General features: G+C 33.0%; 18 protein-coding genes. 8 read left to right on the forward strand and 10 right to left on the reverse strand.

The window, feature by feature from the left end:
- The coding region (locus P8I29_00005; GenBank protein MDG1916186.1) for a T9SS type A sorting domain-containing protein at positions 1-561 on the forward strand (561 nt) is incomplete at its 5' end.
- 71 nt (positions 562-632) lie between these two features.
- Here P8I29_00005 and acs read toward each other — a convergent pair.
- Complete coding sequence (gene acs / locus P8I29_00010) at positions 633-2534, reverse strand: acetate--CoA ligase (GenBank protein ID MDG1916187.1); 1902 nt, start codon at positions 2532-2534, stop codon at positions 633-635.
- Positions 2535-2668: 134 nt separating this feature from the next.
- Between acs and P8I29_00015 the strand changes: the two genes are divergently transcribed.
- From P8I29_00015 to P8I29_00025, 3 genes are read left to right on the forward strand one after another with little or no spacing between them, the layout of a single operon-like run.
- Positions 2669-6433: a gliding motility-associated C-terminal domain-containing protein gene (locus P8I29_00015; GenBank protein ID MDG1916188.1), complete on the forward strand. Its 3765-nt coding sequence runs from the start codon at positions 2669-2671 to the stop codon at positions 6431-6433.
- 59 nt (positions 6434-6492) lie between these two features.
- Positions 6493-7395 carry a hypothetical protein gene (locus P8I29_00020; GenBank protein MDG1916189.1) on the forward strand — a complete coding sequence of 301 codons (903 nt, stop codon included), beginning with the start codon at positions 6493-6495 and terminating at the stop codon, positions 7393-7395.
- A 9-nt stretch (positions 7396-7404) separates the two neighbouring features.
- Positions 7405-10098, forward strand: a complete 2694-nt coding sequence (locus P8I29_00025; protein MDG1916190.1) for a CotH kinase family protein — start codon at positions 7405-7407, stop codon at positions 10096-10098.
- 277 nt (positions 10099-10375) lie between these two features.
- Here the strand turns inward: P8I29_00025 and P8I29_00030 are convergent, their stop codons facing one another.
- The 4 genes from P8I29_00030 to P8I29_00045 form a co-directional block, all read right to left on the reverse strand.
- On the reverse strand, positions 10376-10996 hold the full coding sequence (locus P8I29_00030) for a VTT domain-containing protein (protein ID MDG1916191.1): 621 nt from the start codon (positions 10994-10996) through the stop codon (positions 10376-10378).
- Positions 10997-11041: 45 nt separating this feature from the next.
- The gene (locus P8I29_00035; protein ID MDG1916192.1) at positions 11042-11479 is read right to left on the reverse strand and encodes a hypothetical protein; all 438 of its coding nucleotides are present in this window, start codon (positions 11477-11479) and stop codon (positions 11042-11044) included.
- Positions 11480-11630: 151 nt separating this feature from the next.
- Positions 11631-12020: a hypothetical protein gene (locus tag P8I29_00040; protein MDG1916193.1), complete on the reverse strand. Its 390-nt coding sequence runs from the start codon at positions 12018-12020 to the stop codon at positions 11631-11633.
- A 73-nt stretch (positions 12021-12093) separates the two neighbouring features.
- Positions 12094-12879: a PhzF family phenazine biosynthesis protein gene (locus P8I29_00045; protein MDG1916194.1), complete on the reverse strand. Its 786-nt coding sequence runs from the start codon at positions 12877-12879 to the stop codon at positions 12094-12096.
- A gap of 157 nt (positions 12880-13036) precedes the next feature.
- Here P8I29_00045 and P8I29_00050 point away from each other — a divergent pair, with 157 nt between their 5' ends.
- Positions 13037-13504 (forward strand): hypothetical protein, encoded by a 468-nt coding sequence (locus P8I29_00050; protein MDG1916195.1) that lies wholly within the window; start codon positions 13037-13039, stop codon positions 13502-13504.
- An 80-nt stretch (positions 13505-13584) separates the two neighbouring features.
- Here the strand turns inward: P8I29_00050 and P8I29_00055 are convergent, their stop codons facing one another.
- The 4 genes from P8I29_00055 to P8I29_00070 form a co-directional block, all read right to left on the reverse strand.
- Positions 13585-14808, reverse strand: coding sequence for a hypothetical protein (locus P8I29_00055; GenBank protein ID MDG1916196.1), 1224 nt, complete (start codon positions 14806-14808; stop codon positions 13585-13587).
- Positions 14809-14942: 134 nt separating this feature from the next.
- A complete protein-coding gene (locus P8I29_00060; protein ID MDG1916197.1) occupies positions 14943-15380 on the reverse strand; it encodes a hypothetical protein in 438 nt (145 codons plus the stop codon).
- A complete protein-coding gene (locus P8I29_00065; protein ID MDG1916198.1) occupies positions 15373-16698 on the reverse strand; it encodes an ABC transporter permease in 1326 nt (441 codons plus the stop codon). Before P8I29_00065 ends, P8I29_00060 begins: the two co-directional genes overlap by 8 nt.
- A complete protein-coding gene (locus P8I29_00070) occupies positions 16695-17321 on the reverse strand; it encodes an ATP-binding cassette domain-containing protein (protein MDG1916199.1) in 627 nt (208 codons plus the stop codon). Before P8I29_00070 ends, P8I29_00065 begins: the two co-directional genes overlap by 4 nt.
- 216 nt (positions 17322-17537) lie before the next feature.
- On the opposite strand from P8I29_00070, the gene P8I29_00075 reads away from it, so the two are divergent.
- Both P8I29_00075 and P8I29_00080 read left to right on the forward strand, forming a co-directional pair.
- Positions 17538-18155: a thioredoxin family protein gene (locus P8I29_00075; GenBank protein MDG1916200.1), complete on the forward strand. Its 618-nt coding sequence runs from the start codon at positions 17538-17540 to the stop codon at positions 18153-18155.
- 278 nt (positions 18156-18433) lie between these two features.
- Positions 18434-19666, forward strand: a complete 1233-nt coding sequence (locus tag P8I29_00080) for a GTP-binding protein (GenBank protein ID MDG1916201.1) — start codon at positions 18434-18436, stop codon at positions 19664-19666.
- Positions 19667-19731: 65 nt separating this feature from the next.
- On the opposite strand, the gene P8I29_00085 is transcribed toward P8I29_00080, so the two are convergent.
- Positions 19732-20130: a MerC domain-containing protein gene (locus P8I29_00085; GenBank protein MDG1916202.1), complete on the reverse strand. Its 399-nt coding sequence runs from the start codon at positions 20128-20130 to the stop codon at positions 19732-19734.
- Positions 20131-20298: 168 nt separating this feature from the next.
- Between P8I29_00085 and P8I29_00090 the strand changes: the two genes are divergently transcribed.
- Positions 20299-20517: a hypothetical protein gene (locus tag P8I29_00090; protein ID MDG1916203.1), complete on the forward strand. Its 219-nt coding sequence runs from the start codon at positions 20299-20301 to the stop codon at positions 20515-20517.
- The last annotated feature ends 22 nt before the right edge of the window (positions 20518-20539 follow it).

A 20539-nucleotide genomic window follows, 5' to 3' on the forward strand; every position in this document is an offset into this window, starting at 1 on the left:
AAGATGCCAACCAACCTATCGACTAGTGCCAACGGTGCACAGACAGCGATTACTATGTCTTGGGATACGCCAGAAAGTGGTGCTCCAGACCATTACTTCTTGGAGCTGACTAACGTCACTACAGGTCAAGTATGGGCATGGAACAACATCGCTGGTTCGGATAACTCTAAGACTAAGTTTGGTTTGACTGCTGGGGATTACTATTGGAGAATCCGTGGTGCTTGTGGTACTAGTGGTACTTCATGGGCAACTATTTTCTCACAGCCAGTTGAATATACTTTAGGCGGAGCGAGATTAGAGAACAGTACTGTGGCTAACTTGGATGTGTATCCTAATCCATCAAGAGGCATCTTTAACGTTACGTTTACTTCTGAGGAAACTCAAACGATGATTGTTAAGGTGGTTAACATGATTGGCAAGGAAGTATTTACCGAAGAATTAACAGACTTTGTAGGTCAATACACACAAATTATTGATATGAATACACAGCCAAAAGGCGTTTATTTCTTAGAGATAATGACTCAAAATGGTGGAATTAATAAAAAGATTATTCTACAATAAATTTAGTCCTCAATAATAAAAAAGCCTCAAGCTAAAAACTTGGGGCTTTTTTTATAATCTTAAATAAAGTATTAGTTCTTATCCATATACAATTGACATATATGCTCAACTACACTTGGGTCAAGTAAGGTACTTGTATCGCCCATGTTAGAAAACTCGCCAGAGGCAATTTTCCTAAGAATTCTCCTCATAATTTTGCCTGATCGTGTTTTGGGCAAACCATCAACCAAAAGAATTTGATCAGGTTTTGCAATAGGGCCTATAACCTTGCTTACTTGATCTCTAATTTCTGAAATACAATTTTCTTTATCAATATCAACACTATCGTGAATGACAAAAGCAAAAATACCTTGACCCTTTATTGAATGAGGAAAACCAACAACAGCTGACTCAATTACTTTTTCCGAAGTGTTTATAGCATCTTCTACCTCAGCAGTTCCTATTCTATGACCTGAAACATTAATAACATCGTCTACCCTACCTGTTATTCGGAAGTAACCGTCTTCATCTCTTTTACATCCATCTCCAGTAAAATACTTTTCAGAATATGCAGAAAAATACACTTGTCTGCAACGTTCATGATCTCCATAAGTCGTTCTTATCATTGAAGGCCATGGGTATTTAATACATAAGTTTCCTGAAATTCCATTCTCTTCAATTTCATTTCCTTCTGAATCAACTAAACAGACTTGAACACCAGGTAATGGCAGTGTTGCATAGGTAGGCTTTAAAGGTGTAATACCAGCTAATGGTGAAATGAGAATTCCACCTGTTTCCGTTTGCCACCAAGTATCTACAATAGGGCACTTGCCCTTGCCTATTTCTTCATTATACCATTGCCAAGCTTCTTCATTTATGGGTTCTCCAACTGTTCCTAAAACTTTTAAAGAATTTAACTTGTATGGTTTTACATATTCTAAGCCTTTTGCTTGTAGAGCACGTATTGCTGTCGGTGCTGTGTAAAATATATTGACCTTGTATTTATCCACAATATCCCAAAATCTTCCGGCATCAGGATAGGTGGGCACTCCTTCGAACATAACGCTTGTAGCTCCAGCCAAAAGCGGACCGTATATAATATATGAATGACCTGTTATCCATCCAATATCAGCAGTACACCAAAATATATCATTGGATTGATATTGAAATACATTTCTAAAGGAGTATTCCGCATAAACCATATAACCTGCCGTAGAGTGAACTACACCTTTAGGTTTACCTGTAGAACCAGAAGTATAGAGAATAAATAATGTATCTTCTGAATTCATAGACTCAGCATGGTGAATGACTGAAACATCTTGCATTTCTTGATGCCACCACAAATCACGACCTTCTTTCATATCTACTTCTCCCTTTGTACGCTCAAGAACAATAACCTTATCGACAGAGGAACAGCTTTCAAGACTCTCATCTACTATTGATTTTAAATCAATAGTTTTTGCACCTCTGTAAGCACCATCAGCTGTAATCACTAAATTACAATTGCAGTCGTTAATCCTATCGGACAAGGACTGAGCTGAAAAACCAGCAAATACAACAGAGTGTATAGCTCCTATTCGTGCACATGACAATACTGCAATCACTAACTCTGGAACCATGGGCATGTATAAACAAACACGATCCCCCTTTTTGACTCCATTTTTCAATAAAACATTAGAAAATTTACAGACTTCTGAATACAACTCTTTATAGGTAATTTCTTTTCCTTTTTGGTTGATATCATTAGGCACCCAATGAAAAGCCACTTTATCAGCAAGAGTGTTCAGGTGTCTATCTAAACAATTCTCGGTTATATTTAACTGTCCTCCCTCAAACCATTTTACATTAGGTTCGTTAAAGTTCCAATCCAGCACTTTATCCCACCTCTTTTTCCATTCAAAACTGTTTGCAATGCCTTCCCAAAAACGTTCAGGATCTTCTATACTTCTCTTGTATTCAGAATGGTATTCTGCTAAACTATTAATCGTGTTCATTTATTTATTTTTTTGACTAATCAATATTATTAATTAAAAGGCAGTAAATCAAATCGTTTTTTATAATCTTGTTTAATATATAAAGATGAATTTTGTAAATTTGTAAAAATCATACTAAGCTTAAACAAGTTTTTTTGAAAAAGTATTTTCTCTTTATTTTCATCTTTGTTAATGTATTTGTTTTAAAAACAAATGCACAAATTGATACTGCCTTTTGGTTTGTTGCTCCTGAAGTATGGCAAGGGCATGATGATAGACCTATATACTTACGTTTTGCCTCTTTTGATAGTCCTGCCACCATAACAATATCTCAACCTGCTAATGCTCTCTTCCCTACTCAATCATTAAATCTAAATGCAAATGATGCTCAATCCATAGATTTAACCCCTTGGATAGATATGATTGAGAACAAGCCTGTTAATTCAGTTCTTAACTACGGATTATATATCAGCTCCACCACACCTGTGACTGCATACTACGAAGAGGCTTCTATTAACAATCCTGATTTGTTTTCTCTAAAAGGAAATAACGCTTTAGGAACAGAGTTTTACACCCCATTTCAAGACTTAGTAAATAGCTATTATACTGAAAGTAAAGCTGGCATAGATATCGTTGCTACTGAAGATAATACAGTTATTCAAATTACACCAACAAAAAGTTTGGTAGGCCACCCTGCTAATACAGAGTTTACCATAAATCTAAATAAAGGCCAGACTTATTCGCTACGATCTGCAAGTACGTTATCCTATCTACGACCTAGCGGAACATACATTTCAAGTAATAAACCTATTTCTGTTACAGTTAGCGATGATTCTATTTTAGGAAGCTCGTATTACGGGGGCTTGGCTTATGACTTATTAGGCGATCAGATTATCCCTATCAATAAGATGGGGCAAGAGTATATAGCTATTAAGGGTCAATTAAATTCTGATGATAAAATTTATATTACAGCTTCAGAAGACAATACAGATATTTTTTCTGGCACAACACTTGTTGATAATATTGATGCTGGCGAAACTTATGAATTAAGCTTGTCTAATAGTTCCATCTATTTTTCTGCATCTAAACCTGTCATTGCCTTACACATGACAGGCTATGGCTCTGAAGTATGTGGAGCTATCCTACCGACTATCAATTGTACTGGCTCTCAAGACGTTTCGTTTATACGTTCAGGGGACAACCCCTTTTTCAAACTAAATTTATTAGTTAAATCAGGTGGAGAAGGTAATTTTTCATTTAACGGAAATACTAACCTTATTACTTCTTCTGATTTTAATAATGTTCCCAACACTGGTGGAGAATGGAAGTTTGCTTCTATTTCCGATCCTACTTTCGTACAGATTTTACAAAACTCTAACATTACAAACAGCTCTGATTATTTTCATGTTGGTATAATCATGGGTCGAACATCCTCTAGCAGATACGGTTACTTTAGTAATTTTAATACGTTCAAACACGAAATCACAACATCGTCAGAATCGTATTGTGATGGCGAATCTATTGTTCTTAGCGGTGAATCATTACCTAATGTTAATTATATATGGGAAGGACCCAATGGATTTAGTGCAAGCGGAAACAATTACGACTTGGGAAGTGTTTCATTGATTGATAGTGGCGCTTATATATTGACTGGTGACATCGGTGAATGTGAAGTTCGTTCTGACACACTTAATCTCTTTATTATTCCTAAAGATGATGCGTCTTTTACTATTTCAAATTTCTGCCAAGATTCTACAAACACAGCTATAGTCACAGGATTAGAAAACGGAACATTTACCCTACTAAACTCGACCGATGGCGCTATAATAAATCCTGTTAATGGCGAATTATCAAATACTACAACAGGAATTAGCTATCAAGTTATGTATAAAACTAATGGAGCTTGTCCAGACTCTCTAACTCAAAATGTAGAAGCTCTTGACTATGATGATGCTTCTTTTACAATTGACGATTTTTGCTTTGGAGAAAATAATATTGCCGAAATTTCTGGAGTTACTGGAGGTCATTTCTCATTAAGTGTTAACCCCAATGGCGCATATATCGACAGTACTAACGGCGAGATTAGCAATACAACACCAGAAAGTATATACACAGTACAATATAACACATTAGGAAGCCTATCATCATGTCCAAATTATAGTCAACAAATTGTAGAAGTTTTTCCAATTCCTAACAACCCCAATACCATAACTTCTTACGACTACTGCATAGGAGAACAAGCACTTCCTATATCAATTTTACCTTCTGATTTTAACTCCAGTATTCAATGGTATAGCGATTCTAGCTTAACATCACTCATAATACAATCGGACACCTATCAAATCCCTTCTAACTTAGGAACAACAACTGTATTTGTAACAGAAACATCTGTAAACAATTGTCAAAGTACACCCACTTTAATTTCACAAAACACATACCCTCTACCAACTATCTTCGCTGGTAATGACATCGAATTATGTTATGGAGAAAATGTTACTCTAAACGGAAGTGGCGGAATAAATTACATATGGAACAATGGCATACAAAATAATGTTTCTTTTGTGCCAGACGTGGGTCTTAATGAATACATTGTGACGGCTAATAACAACTTTAATTGTTTTGATAGTGATACTATAGAAGTTTTAATTAACCCTAATCCAATACCCTATGCTGGAATAGATGAAAATGTATGCGGATTAGAGTATCAACTACAAGCCAATGATAATGGCAACTTAGGATATTGGTCAGCAACAGACGCTAATTTAGCATCGCCAAATTCAGCGTCAACAAACGTTTTAAATAATTTCTTTGGACTCAACACATTTGTTTGGCACGAAACAAACTCATTCGGTTGTGAATCAAGCTCATCTGTTAGTATAAGCTTTTTTGAAGAACCCAACGTTAATATTTTAGAAGATACTACTTTCGGTTGCGAAAATGAAATTGTAGAAGTTGAAGGGTATTCTTCAAACGCTACATCATACCTATGGAGTACAAGTGGATCAGGCACTTTTGAGAATACTGATCAATCTATTACAGAATACATTTATAGTAGTGAAGACATAGACAATCAGGAAATAACACTGTATCTCAGAAGCCAGCTAGGGGGATGTTATTGGTCAGACACTTCATTACTTATTTTGAATAAAATCCCTAGAGTAACTATTTCGAGTGATGAATTTTTATGCTATCCAGATAGTAGTATTTCTTTGAACATATCCTCATCTGGAAATAATCCCTTGTCATATAATTTGAATTTAAATAATCAGCTGTATTCTAGCTTTTCAAATCTTTCCTCTGGAGAGGATTCAATATCAATTTCAGGTTTAGGGTTTTATCAAATCACGAATCTAAAAGATGCTTTTTGCGAGGGTGAAAACTCAGGAGAATTTAACCTCATTTTAAAAAATCGACCACTAGCCAAATTTAGCTTATACCCAAGAGAAACATCTATATCTGAACCAACTGTTTATGTCAATGATCAATCATTGTTTGCTAATTACTACGAATGGTCATTTGGCGATAGTTCTAATCTTTCTTTTGAAATGGATACATACCATGAATATCAGGAAGCTGGAATATTTGAAATAACACTACATGTAGAAAACGAATTTGGATGCAAAGACAGTATAAGTAACAAAGTCATTATTAATCCTGAATTTGAGTTATTCATACCTAATGCATTTACTCCAGACGGAGACAATATTAATGACTCATTTTTATGCAAAGGTTATGGAATTGACAGCTTTTCCATTTCCATACTAAACCGTTGGGGACAAATAGTTTTTTCATCAAACGACATCAACACACAATGGGATGGTGAAAATGCCATAAATGGCGTATATGCGTACAGAATTGAGGTTATTGATCTGATAGGAAAATTACATTTCTTTGAAGGAGAAGTTAGTATGCTTCGCTAACTCAAAATCTACCTAATTTAATATTCATATATTTGAATCATATTCCCTATTAACAAATTATGAGATCTTTCATTATAATTATTTTTACCTTAATCTGTTCTTCGATTTTCGCTCAAAACCTACAAGAACTAGTGAAAAATCAAAAATACATCTTTGAGTTTAGAGACGGAACTACAATAATTGGAACATATGAATATAAAAAAGATGGAAATATTTGGATTAAAAACTCATCTAATGAAGATGTGTACTTACCCCAAGTAATGGTTGCTCAAATTCATGAAGCTAATGATAAAAACATTGTAGATGGTGAATATTGGTTTCCCAACTTGCACGACACCCGTTATTTCTTCTCTCCTTCTGCATATGGCCTTGAGGAAGGTGAAGGGTATTTTGGCCACTCCTATTGGCTATTATGGCAAATGCAATATGGATTATCCGATAACGTTTCTTTTGGTTTTGGAACCACAGTATTTGGCATTCCTACTTCCCTAAACGTGAAATATTCTCATGAAATAAAAGAGAACTTAAACACAGCATTTGGATATTTTTGGGTAGGTGATTTATTTAATTTTTTAGGAGAAGATGATAACTCATTATTACATTTACCTTATACTGTACTAACTACTGGAAGCAAAGAAAATAACTTATCAATAGGTATAGGTTATAACTTACAAAATTTATCAAGTGGCGAACAAGACGCCATAGATAGATTAGCACTTAATATTGGTGGAGTAACAAGAACATCGAGAAGATTCTCATTGCTTTTCGAAGCATGGTTCTTGGACATGGGCAATGAAGAACCAACCATACTTGGCGGCCCTGGTTTAAGGTATTACAGAAAAATAAATAGAGTGAGCGCCAAAAATGGAGCTGGTGCAAAAACATTTGACTTTCAACTAGTCATATCCTCATTTACAGATGGGGCAGTCATTCCTATGTTTGGAGCAAGCCAAAGATTCTAAAATTTAATTATGCGAAGTATTTTCTTATTACTATTTATTTTAGTTTCTAGTAATTCTATTGCACAAATAGTCATAAATGAGTTTTCAGCTCATAAAGGAATATTTGATGAAAATGACCAAGAAACTGATTGGATAGAAATATATAACAGCAGTAATCAAGAAATTAACCTTTCTAGCTATTTTTTAACTGATGAATTAGCCAACCTTGAGAAATGGCAATTACCTAATGTGAATTTAATGCCCAATTCAATCATAACCTTTTATTCTTCAGGTAAAGACACACAATTCAACGATGGTGTAAACGATTATTATCATACAAACTTTAAACTTTCGCCTTCTGAAACCATTGCCTTATATGACGGAAATGAAATTATTGATAGTACTTATATCAATAGTGATTTATATTTTGGAATTTCTATGGGTAAATCTCCTGATGGCTCAAATCAATGGTGTTATTTTAATAATGTCACACCCAATGATTTTAATGGACAAAGCTTATGCTATCAAGGAATAACTGAAGAAGCTATAATCGATTTGGAATCGGGATGGTATTCTGAACCACAATCAATCAGTATATCAGATTCAGATCAAGATAATTTTTATGTATTCTATACCACAGATGGAAGCATACCAACAATTTATGACACACCCTATACTCAACCAATTAATATCAATTCAAACACTAGTTTTTCGTTCAGGTCGTTTTCTTATGGCTATCTTCCTTCAAAACTTAATGACAGAACATTCATTTTCGAAGAAGATAATCATGAATTAGCCGTTTTTTCTATACATACCGACCCAGAAAACTTGTGGAATGAACAAAGTGGAATATATGTTTCTGGACCTAACCCTAGCCCAGACTATCCCTATTATGGTAGTAACTTTTGGCAACCTTGGTCAAAATTTTCTAGAATTGAATATTTCGATGGTAACAAGACTAAAAAAGCAGAAGAAAGTCTAGACTTAGAAATTCATGGAGGATGGTCAAGAGCAGAGCCACAAAAATCATTTCGATTAGATTTTAAATCTAAATATACAGGAAGATTAGAAGAAGCTGTCATTCCTGCCAAAAACCATATTGAAAGTTATAATAATTTTAACTTAAGAAATGGTGGCCAACATACGTGGTCTGACAAAATACAAGATGCTATAATTTCAAGAATTGCTAGTGAAACTAATGTCAATTATATGGCTTACGAACCCTGTATTACTTATTTAAATGGCGAATATTGGGGAGTATATGGAATAAGAGAAAAAATTGATGAACATTATATAGAAGATAACTACGGATTTAATTCCGACAGCATTGATTTAATGAATGCTTGGAGTGTATTAGCCGGTTCAGATGAAAACGCTATAGACAGTTATCAGATAATAATGGATGAGAACGCTAATAGTAATGGATTTTATGAACTTTTTTCTTCCATTTGGAATGTAGATAACTATATGGACTATTTTATCATACAGACCTTTATTCAAAATATGGATTGGTTGGGTATAGCATGGGGAGCTAATAACATAAAACTGTGGCGACCTCAATCGGATGATGGAAAGTGGAATTATGTTTTATACGACACGGATGGATCTTTAGGGTATTTTGGGCAGAGTTATTATGATAACTATTTAGCTTATGCCATGAATCCTGCATATGTTAACCAACATTCTCAAATTTTTAATAAAGTATTGCAAAATGAAGAGTTTAGATGTCAATTTACGAATAGATATGCTGATTTGATAAACACCTCTCTCTCTTTGGAAAGTGCCCAAGATAAGACTGAAATTATTAAAAACGACATGCAAGATGCAATGCCAAGACATATAGAAAGATGGCAAAACTCTGGTAATTTAAATGGTACAATCAGTTCTATACCAGCATGGGAAAATAGCATCAATAACATTCTAGAGTATTATGGAGAAAGAGTTAGTACTGCCCAATCATTTTTAGACTACACCTTGTACTTGGAAGGAATGAATGACATTAGCTTAGATGTGTTTCCAACAAACTCAGGAAGCATAAATTTAAATACTATTTCAGTTGATAGTTTTCCATGGAATGGAATCTATTTTAACAACTGCGAAATTAGTATTACAGCAATTGCAGATAGTGGTTATTCATTTACCCATTGGTCAGATTTAGCTGACAATATCATCTCAGAGGATAACAATCTTTTTGTAAGTGTGGAGGATTATCAAGAGTTCAAAGCTCATTTTGTAAAATGTGAAAACTTGATTGATGCAACTATTTATACCGATGAAAACAGCATATATGCCAATATTATTTCTTCAACTAATCAGATATCATACCAGTGGTATCAAAATGGTATCCCATACTCAACAGATAGCGTACTAACAAAACCATCCAATGGTAACTATCAACTAGAAATCAATAGTGACAATTGCTCTTTACTAACCAATGAAATTTATTTTTATTATACTGTTGATTTAAACAATCCAACAGCAGACATTATGATTTCTCTTTACCCTAATCCCTTCAAAAATCAGGCAATATTAGATTTATCCAAATCTAACTACAAAACATTACAAATCAACATCATAGACTCAAGAGGAAGGATAGTTAGAAAATATAATGACCTAACTCAGAAAAAACTGATTATACAAAAAGGTGATTTAAAGAATGGTGTATATATTCTAGAAATACAATCACAAAACCTTAAAAGCAGAAGTAAGGTTGTTATTAATTAAACAACCATAGTAATATAATTAAATCACAAGTGGTGAATATTAATTATAGAATTAGAACGAAAAAAATTATAAAAGAAAAGTAAAAGATAATCTTGGCAGATGTTTGATATTTTTCACAACTTCTACCTTGACCGTATTCGTTAGAATTATTCATTAATTTAAATAGTTAGTTAGTTCCCTAAATGTTTAGATTATTTTCAAATAAATTATGCAAAAATAATATTTAAATTAGTGTTTTATTAACACTTAGTTAACAATGGAAATCGTTCATTTTTTTTTAAAAAACCTGAAAAATAACAAGGGCATACACCAAAAAACGAACATATCTGAACAAGGACCACAAAAGGTAGTGTTTGAAGTTATACTTGATCAAGCCACAAGCCATACTTACAATTGAATGTGGAAGTGGGGAAACTGCACCCAGAAAAACAAAAATGCCCCCCCATTTTCGTAGGTTGACGATATGCTTGGCAATTTTTACTTCTATGTAATCTTTTACAGCTGGAATTAAAAATAATCGGCTTCCTATAAAATAAGAGATGATTCCACCTATATATGAAATGGTAGCTAGTAGGAATAAAAATAAAATTGAATAATCGGATTTTGATGCCCAAGCAATAAAAATTTCAGGAGGCAACAAACCCAACAAAGATTCTGAAACAAGAAAAATGGAAAAAATAACCAAAGGTGAACAAACCTCTACTAAATTGGTAAGTACAGAGCCAATATCAACTATAAAAGAGTCAACAACTAACAACAATAAAACAAAAATGATAGCAATAATACCACCTTTAAAAGCCGTGCTTTTAACAAAAGTGTAAAACTGCGTAATTTTGAAATAGCGATTCATCAAACTAAGGCGTTTACCTAAACAATTATTTGAAGCTTTGTTTATCATCTAAAAACTCTATTTTAATAAAGAGGTGCAAAAATAAGTTATTTTTTATTGGCTTATCCAAAAAATAACTTGCGAATTTCTAGAATCAAATAGATGGATAATAATCTTTTTCTCAAAAGAGCCGTCATCGTAAATATAGAGTAAGGGCAAATTATCTTTTCTGTAAGTTGAAGTCACACTATCTTTATGAGATACACTTGAGTCAAAAGGATAATTCATTAAGACTAATGGAGTGGAGTAATTAGTAACAGTAGATGTTCCAATCTTGCCATAAGATGTTAGGCTCTCTGAACTATAAGCTAAGAAAAACTCTCCGTTTTCAGAAACGAGGACATGAGTTGCATTAGGATAATCTGTTGCAATTGAGAATGAATCAACTGGTAGAACAGACATACTGTAAGTAGATTTAGGTACTACTGACGAAAAGTTCCAAGGAGCAGAATTATCGAAAGTTACAATTTCATCAATTTGGTCAAAATTCATCGTTGTACCATATGCTGAAATACAGGCTATTCTATACTCTGAGATTTAGATATTGAAACCATGCCAACAACTATTAATAGTAGGGTAAAATTTGTTTTTACAAATGATTAAATTTGATTGAAATAAAAAATAATAGAGATTAATTTTAATTCTATTTTTCTTTTTTCACAAAATCAAAAACGGAGAACTGATTTTCACCCTCTGGACTTTCAGGGAATACCGTAACACTCCAAGTTTTAACAGCCCATTGATCACAACTTCCATCACCAAAATCTATAGAAGCAACCCAATTGTCGTTCGAATCGTGAAATTCTATCAAACCAGAAACGGGGGTTAAAACGGTCTTATCCCATTCCTCAAAATAACACTCTTGTTTGTTTATAGAATCGACAATAGTTTCAATATATCCTTCCTGCTGAAGTTCAGAACGCAATTCAATAGCGTCATTACTGATAATTTCAGTTGTAATGTCTTCGGATTTTTCACAAGAAACACTTATTAAAATAAAAAGACTTAGAGTAAAATAAAATAATTTTGTCATTGTTAAGAGTTTTAATGAGATTTACAAATATAAGAATTATGAATTTGAAATGAATGAAGGCGATACCTATCGTTTAAATAGTAAACCAACCACTAGAATATAGCACAGCTTGACCAGCAATTAGAACTCGTTCATCTAAATCTTTACAATACAACTCCCCTGCCCTTTCAGAAAGCTGTAAAGCAACAAGATTTTTCTTAGACAGTTTGGATGACCAATAAGGAATAAGTGTACAATGTGCAGAACCTGTTACTGGATCTTCAAGTATGGTCGCTTGAGGAGTGAAAAAACGTGAAACAAAATCTACCTTTTTGCCCTTAGCTGTTACAATTACCCCGCCATGACCAAGGTTAATTTTATCAAAAATTGGTCTGTCGATTTTTATGTTTTTCACTTCATCTTCATTTTCATAAACCAGCATATAGTCCCTTGATTTATACACTGATTTGGGCTGAATGTTCAAGGCTTCACTAATCTCCTTGGGTAATTGTGACTTTTCAGGATTTCTAGAGGGGAAGTCCAAATGATAAAAGTTATCTCGATAATTAACTGTTAAATCACCGCTCATCGTTTTAAAATGTATTTGATCTGATGGATAATCCAAACAAGAGTGTATCACAAAAGCAGTAGCCAAAGTAGCATGGCCACACAAATCTATTTCTAGGTCAGGAGTAAACCAACGCAATTGAACAAACTCACCTTGGTCAATAAAAAAGGCGGTTTCTGCTACTGCATTTTCTTGTGCAATCTTCAAAAGCACATTATCTGGCAACCACTCAAGTAGTGGAACCACACAGGCAGGATTACCACCAAATACTTTATTGCTAAAGGCATCTACTTGAAAGGTTTGATATCTCATAGCACAAAGAAAAGAACTTTATTTAACATTGATAACGACTAAAGGCATTCCTATTTTCATATATTTACGTATGAGATATTTTTTATTTTTTTTAATATTTGTTCTGTATTCTTGTCAAGACAATAATAAAATAAGGTTCAAACAGCCCCAACCACAGATGTTAAAAGCAGCAACAGCTGTTAACCCTGATTTTGTCGGAACTTTCGTTATTGAAAAAGATACCGTAGTCTGTTCACCACAATCTATTAACAATAAAAAAATTGATAGTAATCTGATAATTAAAAATTGGGGAGGTTATATGTTTATTAATGAAAAAGAAGATGATTATTATAGATTGTCAGTAGCTAAAATTTCTAAGTTTCTGAATGATGAAAAGATTGAATTGATTTACCCAAATTCAAAAAAAATTGACAAAAAAATTTCTTCTGTTTTGTTAGAAAATTTAACACCAGAAGCTGTAGACTCCATTAATATTTCAATACAAAATAGCTATTCGCACACTTACGATATTCGTTTTTATATTGACCGTAATAATATTTATATAGACAACATTAACTTTAATCAACTGCAACAACTCCTAAAGACTAATGAGGCTTATTATCAATCGGTCAAAAGGTTAGAGTAGACCATTTATTAAACTCCAAAAATATAAAGCCCTCACAGTTATTGTGAGGGCTTTTTAGGGTTATTAATTTATCAATTACACTATTCAACAATGAATTTCTTCTCTATTAGACCATTATCATAGATGTAGAATAATAATTTATTTGTCGATTTTTCATCAACTACTCTGCCTAAAGCATCAATGACTTTTAGTAATTTAGCATCATTCATATTCAAATCGCCAATAGTAGAAGTTCCTGAAGTAGATCTAGCCCAAGCTTCACCATCCCAAAACCATACATCACAAAGCATTTGCTCACCATCCATATTACACATTTCACTATAGCCTTGTGGAAAAGCATTTAATCCATCAGCATATACTACAGCAGACCAACAAATTGTTAATGTATCATCTGTCGATAATGATAAAGCAAACTCAGGAGACCAAGAGTGAGGATAAGAACCAGCACTGCCATATTGTGACATAAAATCATTTGAAGGTGAAACCGTAAAACTATGTATTACGGTATCCGATAAATCGTTTAGAGATTCATTAATGTATCCTGACAATGTAACTTCCCAAAGACCATCAGCTTCTGTGAAATCAGCATCGTACCAAGTAGAATCACAGAAATCGAAGTTGAAATAAGTGAAGGTAGTAACATAATCACAACCATCAGCATCAACAATGTAACAAGTATATACTCCATCAGCAGAAGGGGTGATAGTCTGTGTATTTTCTAAATTACTCCATTCATAAGACACAGGTAGATTCACATCGTATACATTTGCTATAAGTTGACCATTTTCTTCTGTAATTTCAATAGAACCGTTACAGTTTACAGAAGAATCGCATGAAGCAATGCATTCTGCTTCAGTAGCGTAGTCACCACTTCCGTCAAAAACTTCATAACAGCCAATAGCATTTTGAGGACATGTCCAAGTAGAAGTAACATCTCCACCTAAAGGCAACCATGAATCAGAATTCCAACTCCAATATTGTGAAAAGCAACACATAAGAGTATCAACATAACCTTCCGAGTCAGTAAGGGTGTAAGCTATACAGGTTGTAATTGTGTCTTCACCATACTCGTTGTAAACAGTATGAGTACAAGGACCACCAAAACAACTATCTTCCCAAACATCTTGTATTGTGTTAGTATAAGCATATAATGGAGCCATGGTAGGCAAACCATTACCTGTTGTTGGAATCGCTACCTCAAACACATAATAATTACCCGTTGTATAGGTTTGTTCACATAATGTTGTTTGTGCTTGTGCATGTATTCCAAGTAAAATAAAAAGAGATAAAAATAAATTCTTCATAATTTTTTTTTAGATTAAAGATTGAGCAAATATATTAGCAAAGGACTCACTAATACAAATTTGAAATTTAAGAACTTATAAGTTCAAGTTATTATGAAGGTAGGTCTATCAAAGAAAAAAAGGGTGAAAAATATTTATTCTCTTAAATAAACCTCCGCATCTTGCAAGATGTAATTACAATGATAAATATCGTCTGAGTTAAGTTTGAGTGTCCCTTTTAAAGTGGCGACTTCATCCATTATAAAAATCTCTTTTTTAGACTTCATTTCTAGCTCAATAATGGTTTCAGGTCCACCTACACCACAGAAAAAACAAGATGAAAAAGGACCTTTTGAAAGAATGTAATAATTATCTGTAGGATCAATAGCCAAAACAAAACCTCTTATTAATACTTCTTGACCAGCCAATTCTCTAACACTCGACCCAAAATGAGGATACAAAAAATATTCATCTACTTCTTCCATATAGACATCAGTAAACTCAACATCTGCTAATGTTCCCCAGTCTATCTCAGTTTGAGAATAAGCAGTAATTATAAAAAAACTAAGGATTAAAATTAATAGTCTATGCATTTGAAAGCGTTTTAGGAATGTTAATGTTATATGTATGTATAGTAGGCATCAAGGATGCCACTAAGCCTATTAACAAAGCTATTGGGAATAACCATAACTCTTCAGCAATTAAATTGAACTGAAAGGAGTTAACGGCGTACTTATGTTCAACAAATAAAGACATAGAGAAAAGCGTTATTCGACTGATTAACAATCCAAAAATTGCTCCTAAAATAGATAATATCAATCCTTCTTGAAGGACTAACTTAACTAACTGCCATTTTGTAGCTCCATGCACTCGCATAAGGGCTAATTCATAACGCCTTTTTTTCAGCGAATTGTATAAACTGATAAATATACTTAAGCCCGATACAATGATAATGATGAATGCAATAGTATTTATAGTTTGAACACCAAAACCTAACAATGATGTTAATCGGCTTATTTCAAGTGCAGGTACAGCAGCTTGTAAGTTGGTTGTTTCATTGACTTTTCTTGGCAACTGAATAAAGCCTACTGGGCTTTTAAACTTAACTAACAGAGCAGTTATCATAGCATCGTCTGGAATACTAAAATTTTCAGTAACCAATTCACTATGTTCGGGATGATGTTCATGATCACAATTTTGGTGGTCGTGATCGTGATGTTCATGGTCACAATTTTGGAGGTCGTGATCGTGATCATGGTCACAATCATGATGATCATGATTATCTTCAATCGTTTCGTGATTATGAACTCTCCAAACACTCTCAGTATTGGTTAATATAAGCTGATCTAATGTAGAATAAGATGGGTTAAGTATTCCCACCACTTCATAGGCGTAATCATCATGAACATGTCCCCCTTCTACCAAACCATGAGTTCCGTAAAAAGTATCTCCGATTTGTAATTGATGAATTTCTGCAACCGTACTACCAAGAACAACCTCTAGACTTCTACTCCATAATTTACCATCTTTCAAGCTCACTTCGTATAATTCTGGGTACTGGTGTGTAGTTCCTACTATTCGATATCCATTGTAAGAATCTCCAAAAGAAAGTGGAATAGTAAAATCAACCAATGGATTTTCATTAAGTTTATTCGCTTCCTTATAGAGAATGTTACCAGTGGGATTATCTACATGGTATATGCTGGAAAGAATAAGCTGTAATGGACTTCCTTTTGCTCCAACCACCATGTCAATACCTCTTAAATTAGATTGAAGTTGTTGTTCTATTTGATTGTTCAACAGTAAAAGCAATGAAATTACACCAACTCCAAAAGTCATTAGCAACAGGCTAAGTACAGTATTCAAAGGGTTGCTTAAAAGATTTCGCCAACCTAATCGCCTAATATTCATAATGTAATGGATTTATTAAATTGACTTTTCAACCTATTGTCATGGGTAATGATTATTAGTTGAGCTTTCGTTGTGGAGGCTTGCTCTTTAAGTAGGTTTGTGATTTTTTCACAATTCGTATCGTCCAAACTTGAAGTAGGTTCATCAGCCAAAATTAAATCTGGATTTTTGACCACTGCTAAAGCGATAGCTGCTCTTTGTTGTTCGCCAATACTTAATTCATCAGGCTTACAATAAAGCTTATTCTCTAAGCCTATTTGCTCTAATAGTTGAGTAGCACGTTTTTCATCTTGTACGTTTCCAGATAAATACAGCGATAATAGTAGGTTATCTAAAATATTGATATTCCGCACAAAATGTGGTCTTTGAAACACCATACCTATATGTTTGCCCCTAAATTGGTCTAGCTCTTTGGAAGATAAATTATGATAACTCGTTCCATTAAATTCTAATGTTCCTGAAGTGGGCTTCAATAAGCCTGCTAAAATTTGAATCAAGGTTGTTTTACCTACACCGGACTCTCCCAGTATTAATAAATCTTCTTCTTTTTGTAATTGAATGTCTGGAAAAGAAAATTGATATACACCGTCGTAAGAATAATTTATAGATTGGGATTTTAGCATTGTTCGCTGAAAAATATGTTTAATAATAATATAGTGCTTTAATAACGCTATTTATAAGTTACAAATTTTACGAAATTGAATAATATATCAAAGCATAAACGATGTATTTATTTAAGACTTTTAAAAAAAATCAAATATCACTACTTAAATTTGAATCGAGATTTACTAAAATCACTCAAAAAAAAAATTCTATAGAAATATTTGTAAATTTACACTATGAAAAATATTATAATCTTAACAAGTTTATTATTCCTTAGCTATACTAATTTATTTAGCCAAAACTATCCCATTCTCGAGATTGGTGAAAGATTTCCAACATCAGTTATAGACTACGAAATGAAATCCATTTATGGGCAAGACCAAAGGATATCACAGCATTTAGAAAAAAAAGGGTTGATTATTATTTTTACATCTAATAATTGTCCCTTTGTTGACGCATGGGAAGATCGTTATAAAATGATAGAAGAAATGTGTAGAAGGTATGATTTTGACATGCTTTATATAAACTCAAATCACAATAAAAGAGATCGTGAGGATTCTTTCCAATCTATGCAGGTACATGCTAAAAAAATGGGCTACTCCTATCATTACTTATTAGATGAAAAAAGTCAACTTGCTAATGCTTTGGGTGCTAAAACCACACCACATGTTTTTTTATTTGACTCTCAAAGTAAATTGGTTTACAGAGGGGCTATTGATGATAATTACGAGTCGTCAGCAGATGTTAAAGAATTTTATTTAAAAGATGCCATAAAATACATGAGTGCCGATAAGGAAGTAAAAGTTGCAAAAACAAAAGCAGTAGGATGTAGTATAAAACGCTACAATCCCTAGCTAAATAAAACAATCAGCCCAAAAAAGCTAGAACGAGTTTTATATTTTAAGGGCCAAGAACGCTAACATAACGGAACCTATCTCTATTTGAGACAAGGTTCCGTTTTTTGTTTTTTGTTTCACAAATCCATTAATGTCTTAACTATCAATTCCCCTATTATTCTTTTAACTAATCACTTTGGGATTGTACTATAAAACAATTTTATTTAATGCAACAATGTTGCGTTTTTTGTTAAGTTTGCAAACTTTGAGTATCACAATTCTTAAACATATTTTAAATGACCCAAGCAATAACATCTACAGAAAATAAATTGCCAGTTACCGTTCTAAGCGGCTTCCTAGGCTCAGGAAAAACAACTTTATTAAACCATATTCTTCATAACAAAGAAGAATTAAAAGTCGCTGTAATTGTCAATGATATGAGCGAAGTAAATATAGATGCTGAACTTGTAAAAAATGAAAATTCACTTTCAAAGACGGATGAGAAATTAGTTGAGATGAGCAATGGGTGTATTTGCTGTACCCTAAGAGAAGATCTTATGATTGAAGTTGAGCGTTTAGCCAAAGAAAATCGCTTTGATTATTTACTAATCGAAAGTACGGGAATTAGCGAACCTGTACCTGTAGCTCAAACATTTTCTTTTGTAGATGAAGAAAACGATATCGACCTTTCAAAGTTTAGTTATATTGATACAATGGTTACAGTAGTCGATGCCTTCAACTTCTTCAATGATTTTGGCAGTCCTGAAACATTAATCGATAGAAAGGTCACTGATATAGAAGGTGATGATCGCACCATCGTCAATTTACTTGTTGATCAAATCGAGTTTGCTAATGTTATACTTCTCAATAAAACAGATTTGGTATCTAAAGAACATATTGGTATTTTAAAAGCAGCTATTAAAAAGCTAAACTCTTCAGCTCATATTATTGAGACTAGCTACAGTAGAGTTGAAACATCTAAGATTTTAAATACTGGACTATTCAATTTTGAAGAAGCTGAACAAAGTGCAGGTTGGATTGAGGAACTAAATAAGGAAAATCATACACCTGAAACTGAAGAATATGGAATAAGTTCTTTTGTGTACAGAAGTAAAAAACCATTTAACCCAGAAAAATTTTGGAATTATATCGAATATAAATTTCCAACAAATATTATTCGAAGCAAGGGATTGTTTTGGCTTGCCTCTAGACCTAAACAAGCATTAGTTTGGGGACAAGCAGGTGGATCGCTCAAGGCGGATAGTGCCGGAGTATGGTGGAGTAGTATGCCGTACGGAGACCGAATGCAATTTGCTGCATTTGTTGAAAATCAAAATCATATAGAATCTGGGTGGGACAAAGTATTTGGTGACAGGAAAAATGAAATTGTTTTCATTGGTCAGGATATGAAAGAAGAACAAATAAAGAATGAACTTGACGCTTGCCTTTTAAATGATGAAGAATTAGAGAAAGAAAAATGGAAAAATGGCTATGAAGATATTTGGCCAGTACAAAGAATCTCGAATTAAAATTTCGATAGTCTTAAACAATTTAAAATCACATTTTTTTATAAAATGATGTTTTACCTATATTATTAATTTGTGCAACATTTGTCATTTTCACATTGGCAATATTTGAGGTTAAACAAATGCAATAAAGCTAAAACTAAACCTGTAACATAGGTGACATTTTGATTTATGTATACTAATTCAAGAGTTTTGTTAAGTATCAATATTAAAAATAAAAACCATGTTATCCACAATGCAATTTTTATCATTTTATTTGATGACGTTTGATTGGATTTTAAAATTGCAAAAAAGGATATTATTATAAATATATAATCAATTGATTGCCACCATACTGGAGCTCCAGAACAACATGCCATTGAACATGCTTGAGTTATAAAAATAAATGGAGTGGCAATACAATGTATTAAACAGAGTAAACTTGCCAAAGAACCAATACTATCGGGTTTATAGATTATTGATTTCATTATGATCAGAATTTTAAAAAGATTTCAAATATATATTAATTGCAACAGTGTTGCAATTAATTGTAAAATCTTTTTTATCATAGACTATAAGAAATACGATATATTTTCAGAAATTTGAAAATTACTCTTACAAGAATCTAACAAAAAATTATTCAATAAAAATTTAATATGGATACTCAAATTATACTTACAGTTATTCTGCTTGTTATTGAATTAATAGCCTTTGCATGGTTAATTAATGATTTAAACAAATCTAAAAAGAAACAGAATAAAATTATAGAATTAGAAAATCAAATCTTGAAACTCGAAGGCTCCATTTTAGAACAAGAGCAGAATATAATTTTAGAAATTCAAGAATTAAAAGGATTTGTTAATAAATTGAATTAAACATAAAGGAAAGTGGTCTGGA

The sequence above is a fragment of the Flavobacteriales bacterium genome (assembly GCA_029248105.1).
GTDB lineage: Bacteria > Bacteroidota > Bacteroidia > Flavobacteriales > UBA7312 > UBA8444.

Coding starts and splice junctions, on each gene's coding strand:
- P8I29_00070 (MDG1916199.1), bottom strand. CDS start 17,321: ATGCTAAAATCCCAATCTATAAATTATTCTTACGACGGTGTATATCAA.
- P8I29_00080 (MDG1916201.1), top strand. CDS start 18,434: ATGACCCAAGCAATAACATCTACAGAAAATAAATTGCCAGTTACCGTT.
- P8I29_00020 (MDG1916189.1), top strand. CDS start 6,493: ATGAGATCTTTCATTATAATTATTTTTACCTTAATCTGTTCTTCGATT.
- P8I29_00090 (MDG1916203.1), top strand. CDS start 20,299: ATGGATACTCAAATTATACTTACAGTTATTCTGCTTGTTATTGAATTA.
- P8I29_00060 (MDG1916197.1), bottom strand. CDS start 15,380: ATGCATAGACTATTAATTTTAATCCTTAGTTTTTTTATAATTACTGCT.
- P8I29_00030 (MDG1916191.1), bottom strand. CDS start 10,996: ATGATAAACAAAGCTTCAAATAATTGTTTAGGTAAACGCCTTAGTTTG.
- P8I29_00035 (MDG1916192.1), bottom strand. CDS start 11,479: ATGAATTTTGACCAAATTGATGAAATTGTAACTTTCGATAATTCTGCT.
- acs (MDG1916187.1), bottom strand. CDS start 2,534: ATGAACACGATTAATAGTTTAGCAGAATACCATTCTGAATACAAGAGA.
- P8I29_00075 (MDG1916200.1), top strand. CDS start 17,538: ATGAAAAATATTATAATCTTAACAAGTTTATTATTCCTTAGCTATACT.
- P8I29_00045 (MDG1916194.1), bottom strand. CDS start 12,879: ATGAGATATCAAACCTTTCAAGTAGATGCCTTTAGCAATAAAGTATTT.
- P8I29_00050 (MDG1916195.1), top strand. CDS start 13,037: ATGTTAAAAGCAGCAACAGCTGTTAACCCTGATTTTGTCGGAACTTTC.
- P8I29_00065 (MDG1916198.1), bottom strand. CDS start 16,698: ATGAATATTAGGCGATTAGGTTGGCGAAATCTTTTAAGCAACCCTTTG.
- P8I29_00025 (MDG1916190.1), top strand. CDS start 7,405: ATGCGAAGTATTTTCTTATTACTATTTATTTTAGTTTCTAGTAATTCT.
- P8I29_00085 (MDG1916202.1), bottom strand. CDS start 20,130: ATGAAATCAATAATCTATAAACCCGATAGTATTGGTTCTTTGGCAAGT.
- P8I29_00055 (MDG1916196.1), bottom strand. CDS start 14,808: ATGAAGAATTTATTTTTATCTCTTTTTATTTTACTTGGAATACATGCA.
- P8I29_00040 (MDG1916193.1), bottom strand. CDS start 12,020: ATGACAAAATTATTTTATTTTACTCTAAGTCTTTTTATTTTAATAAGT.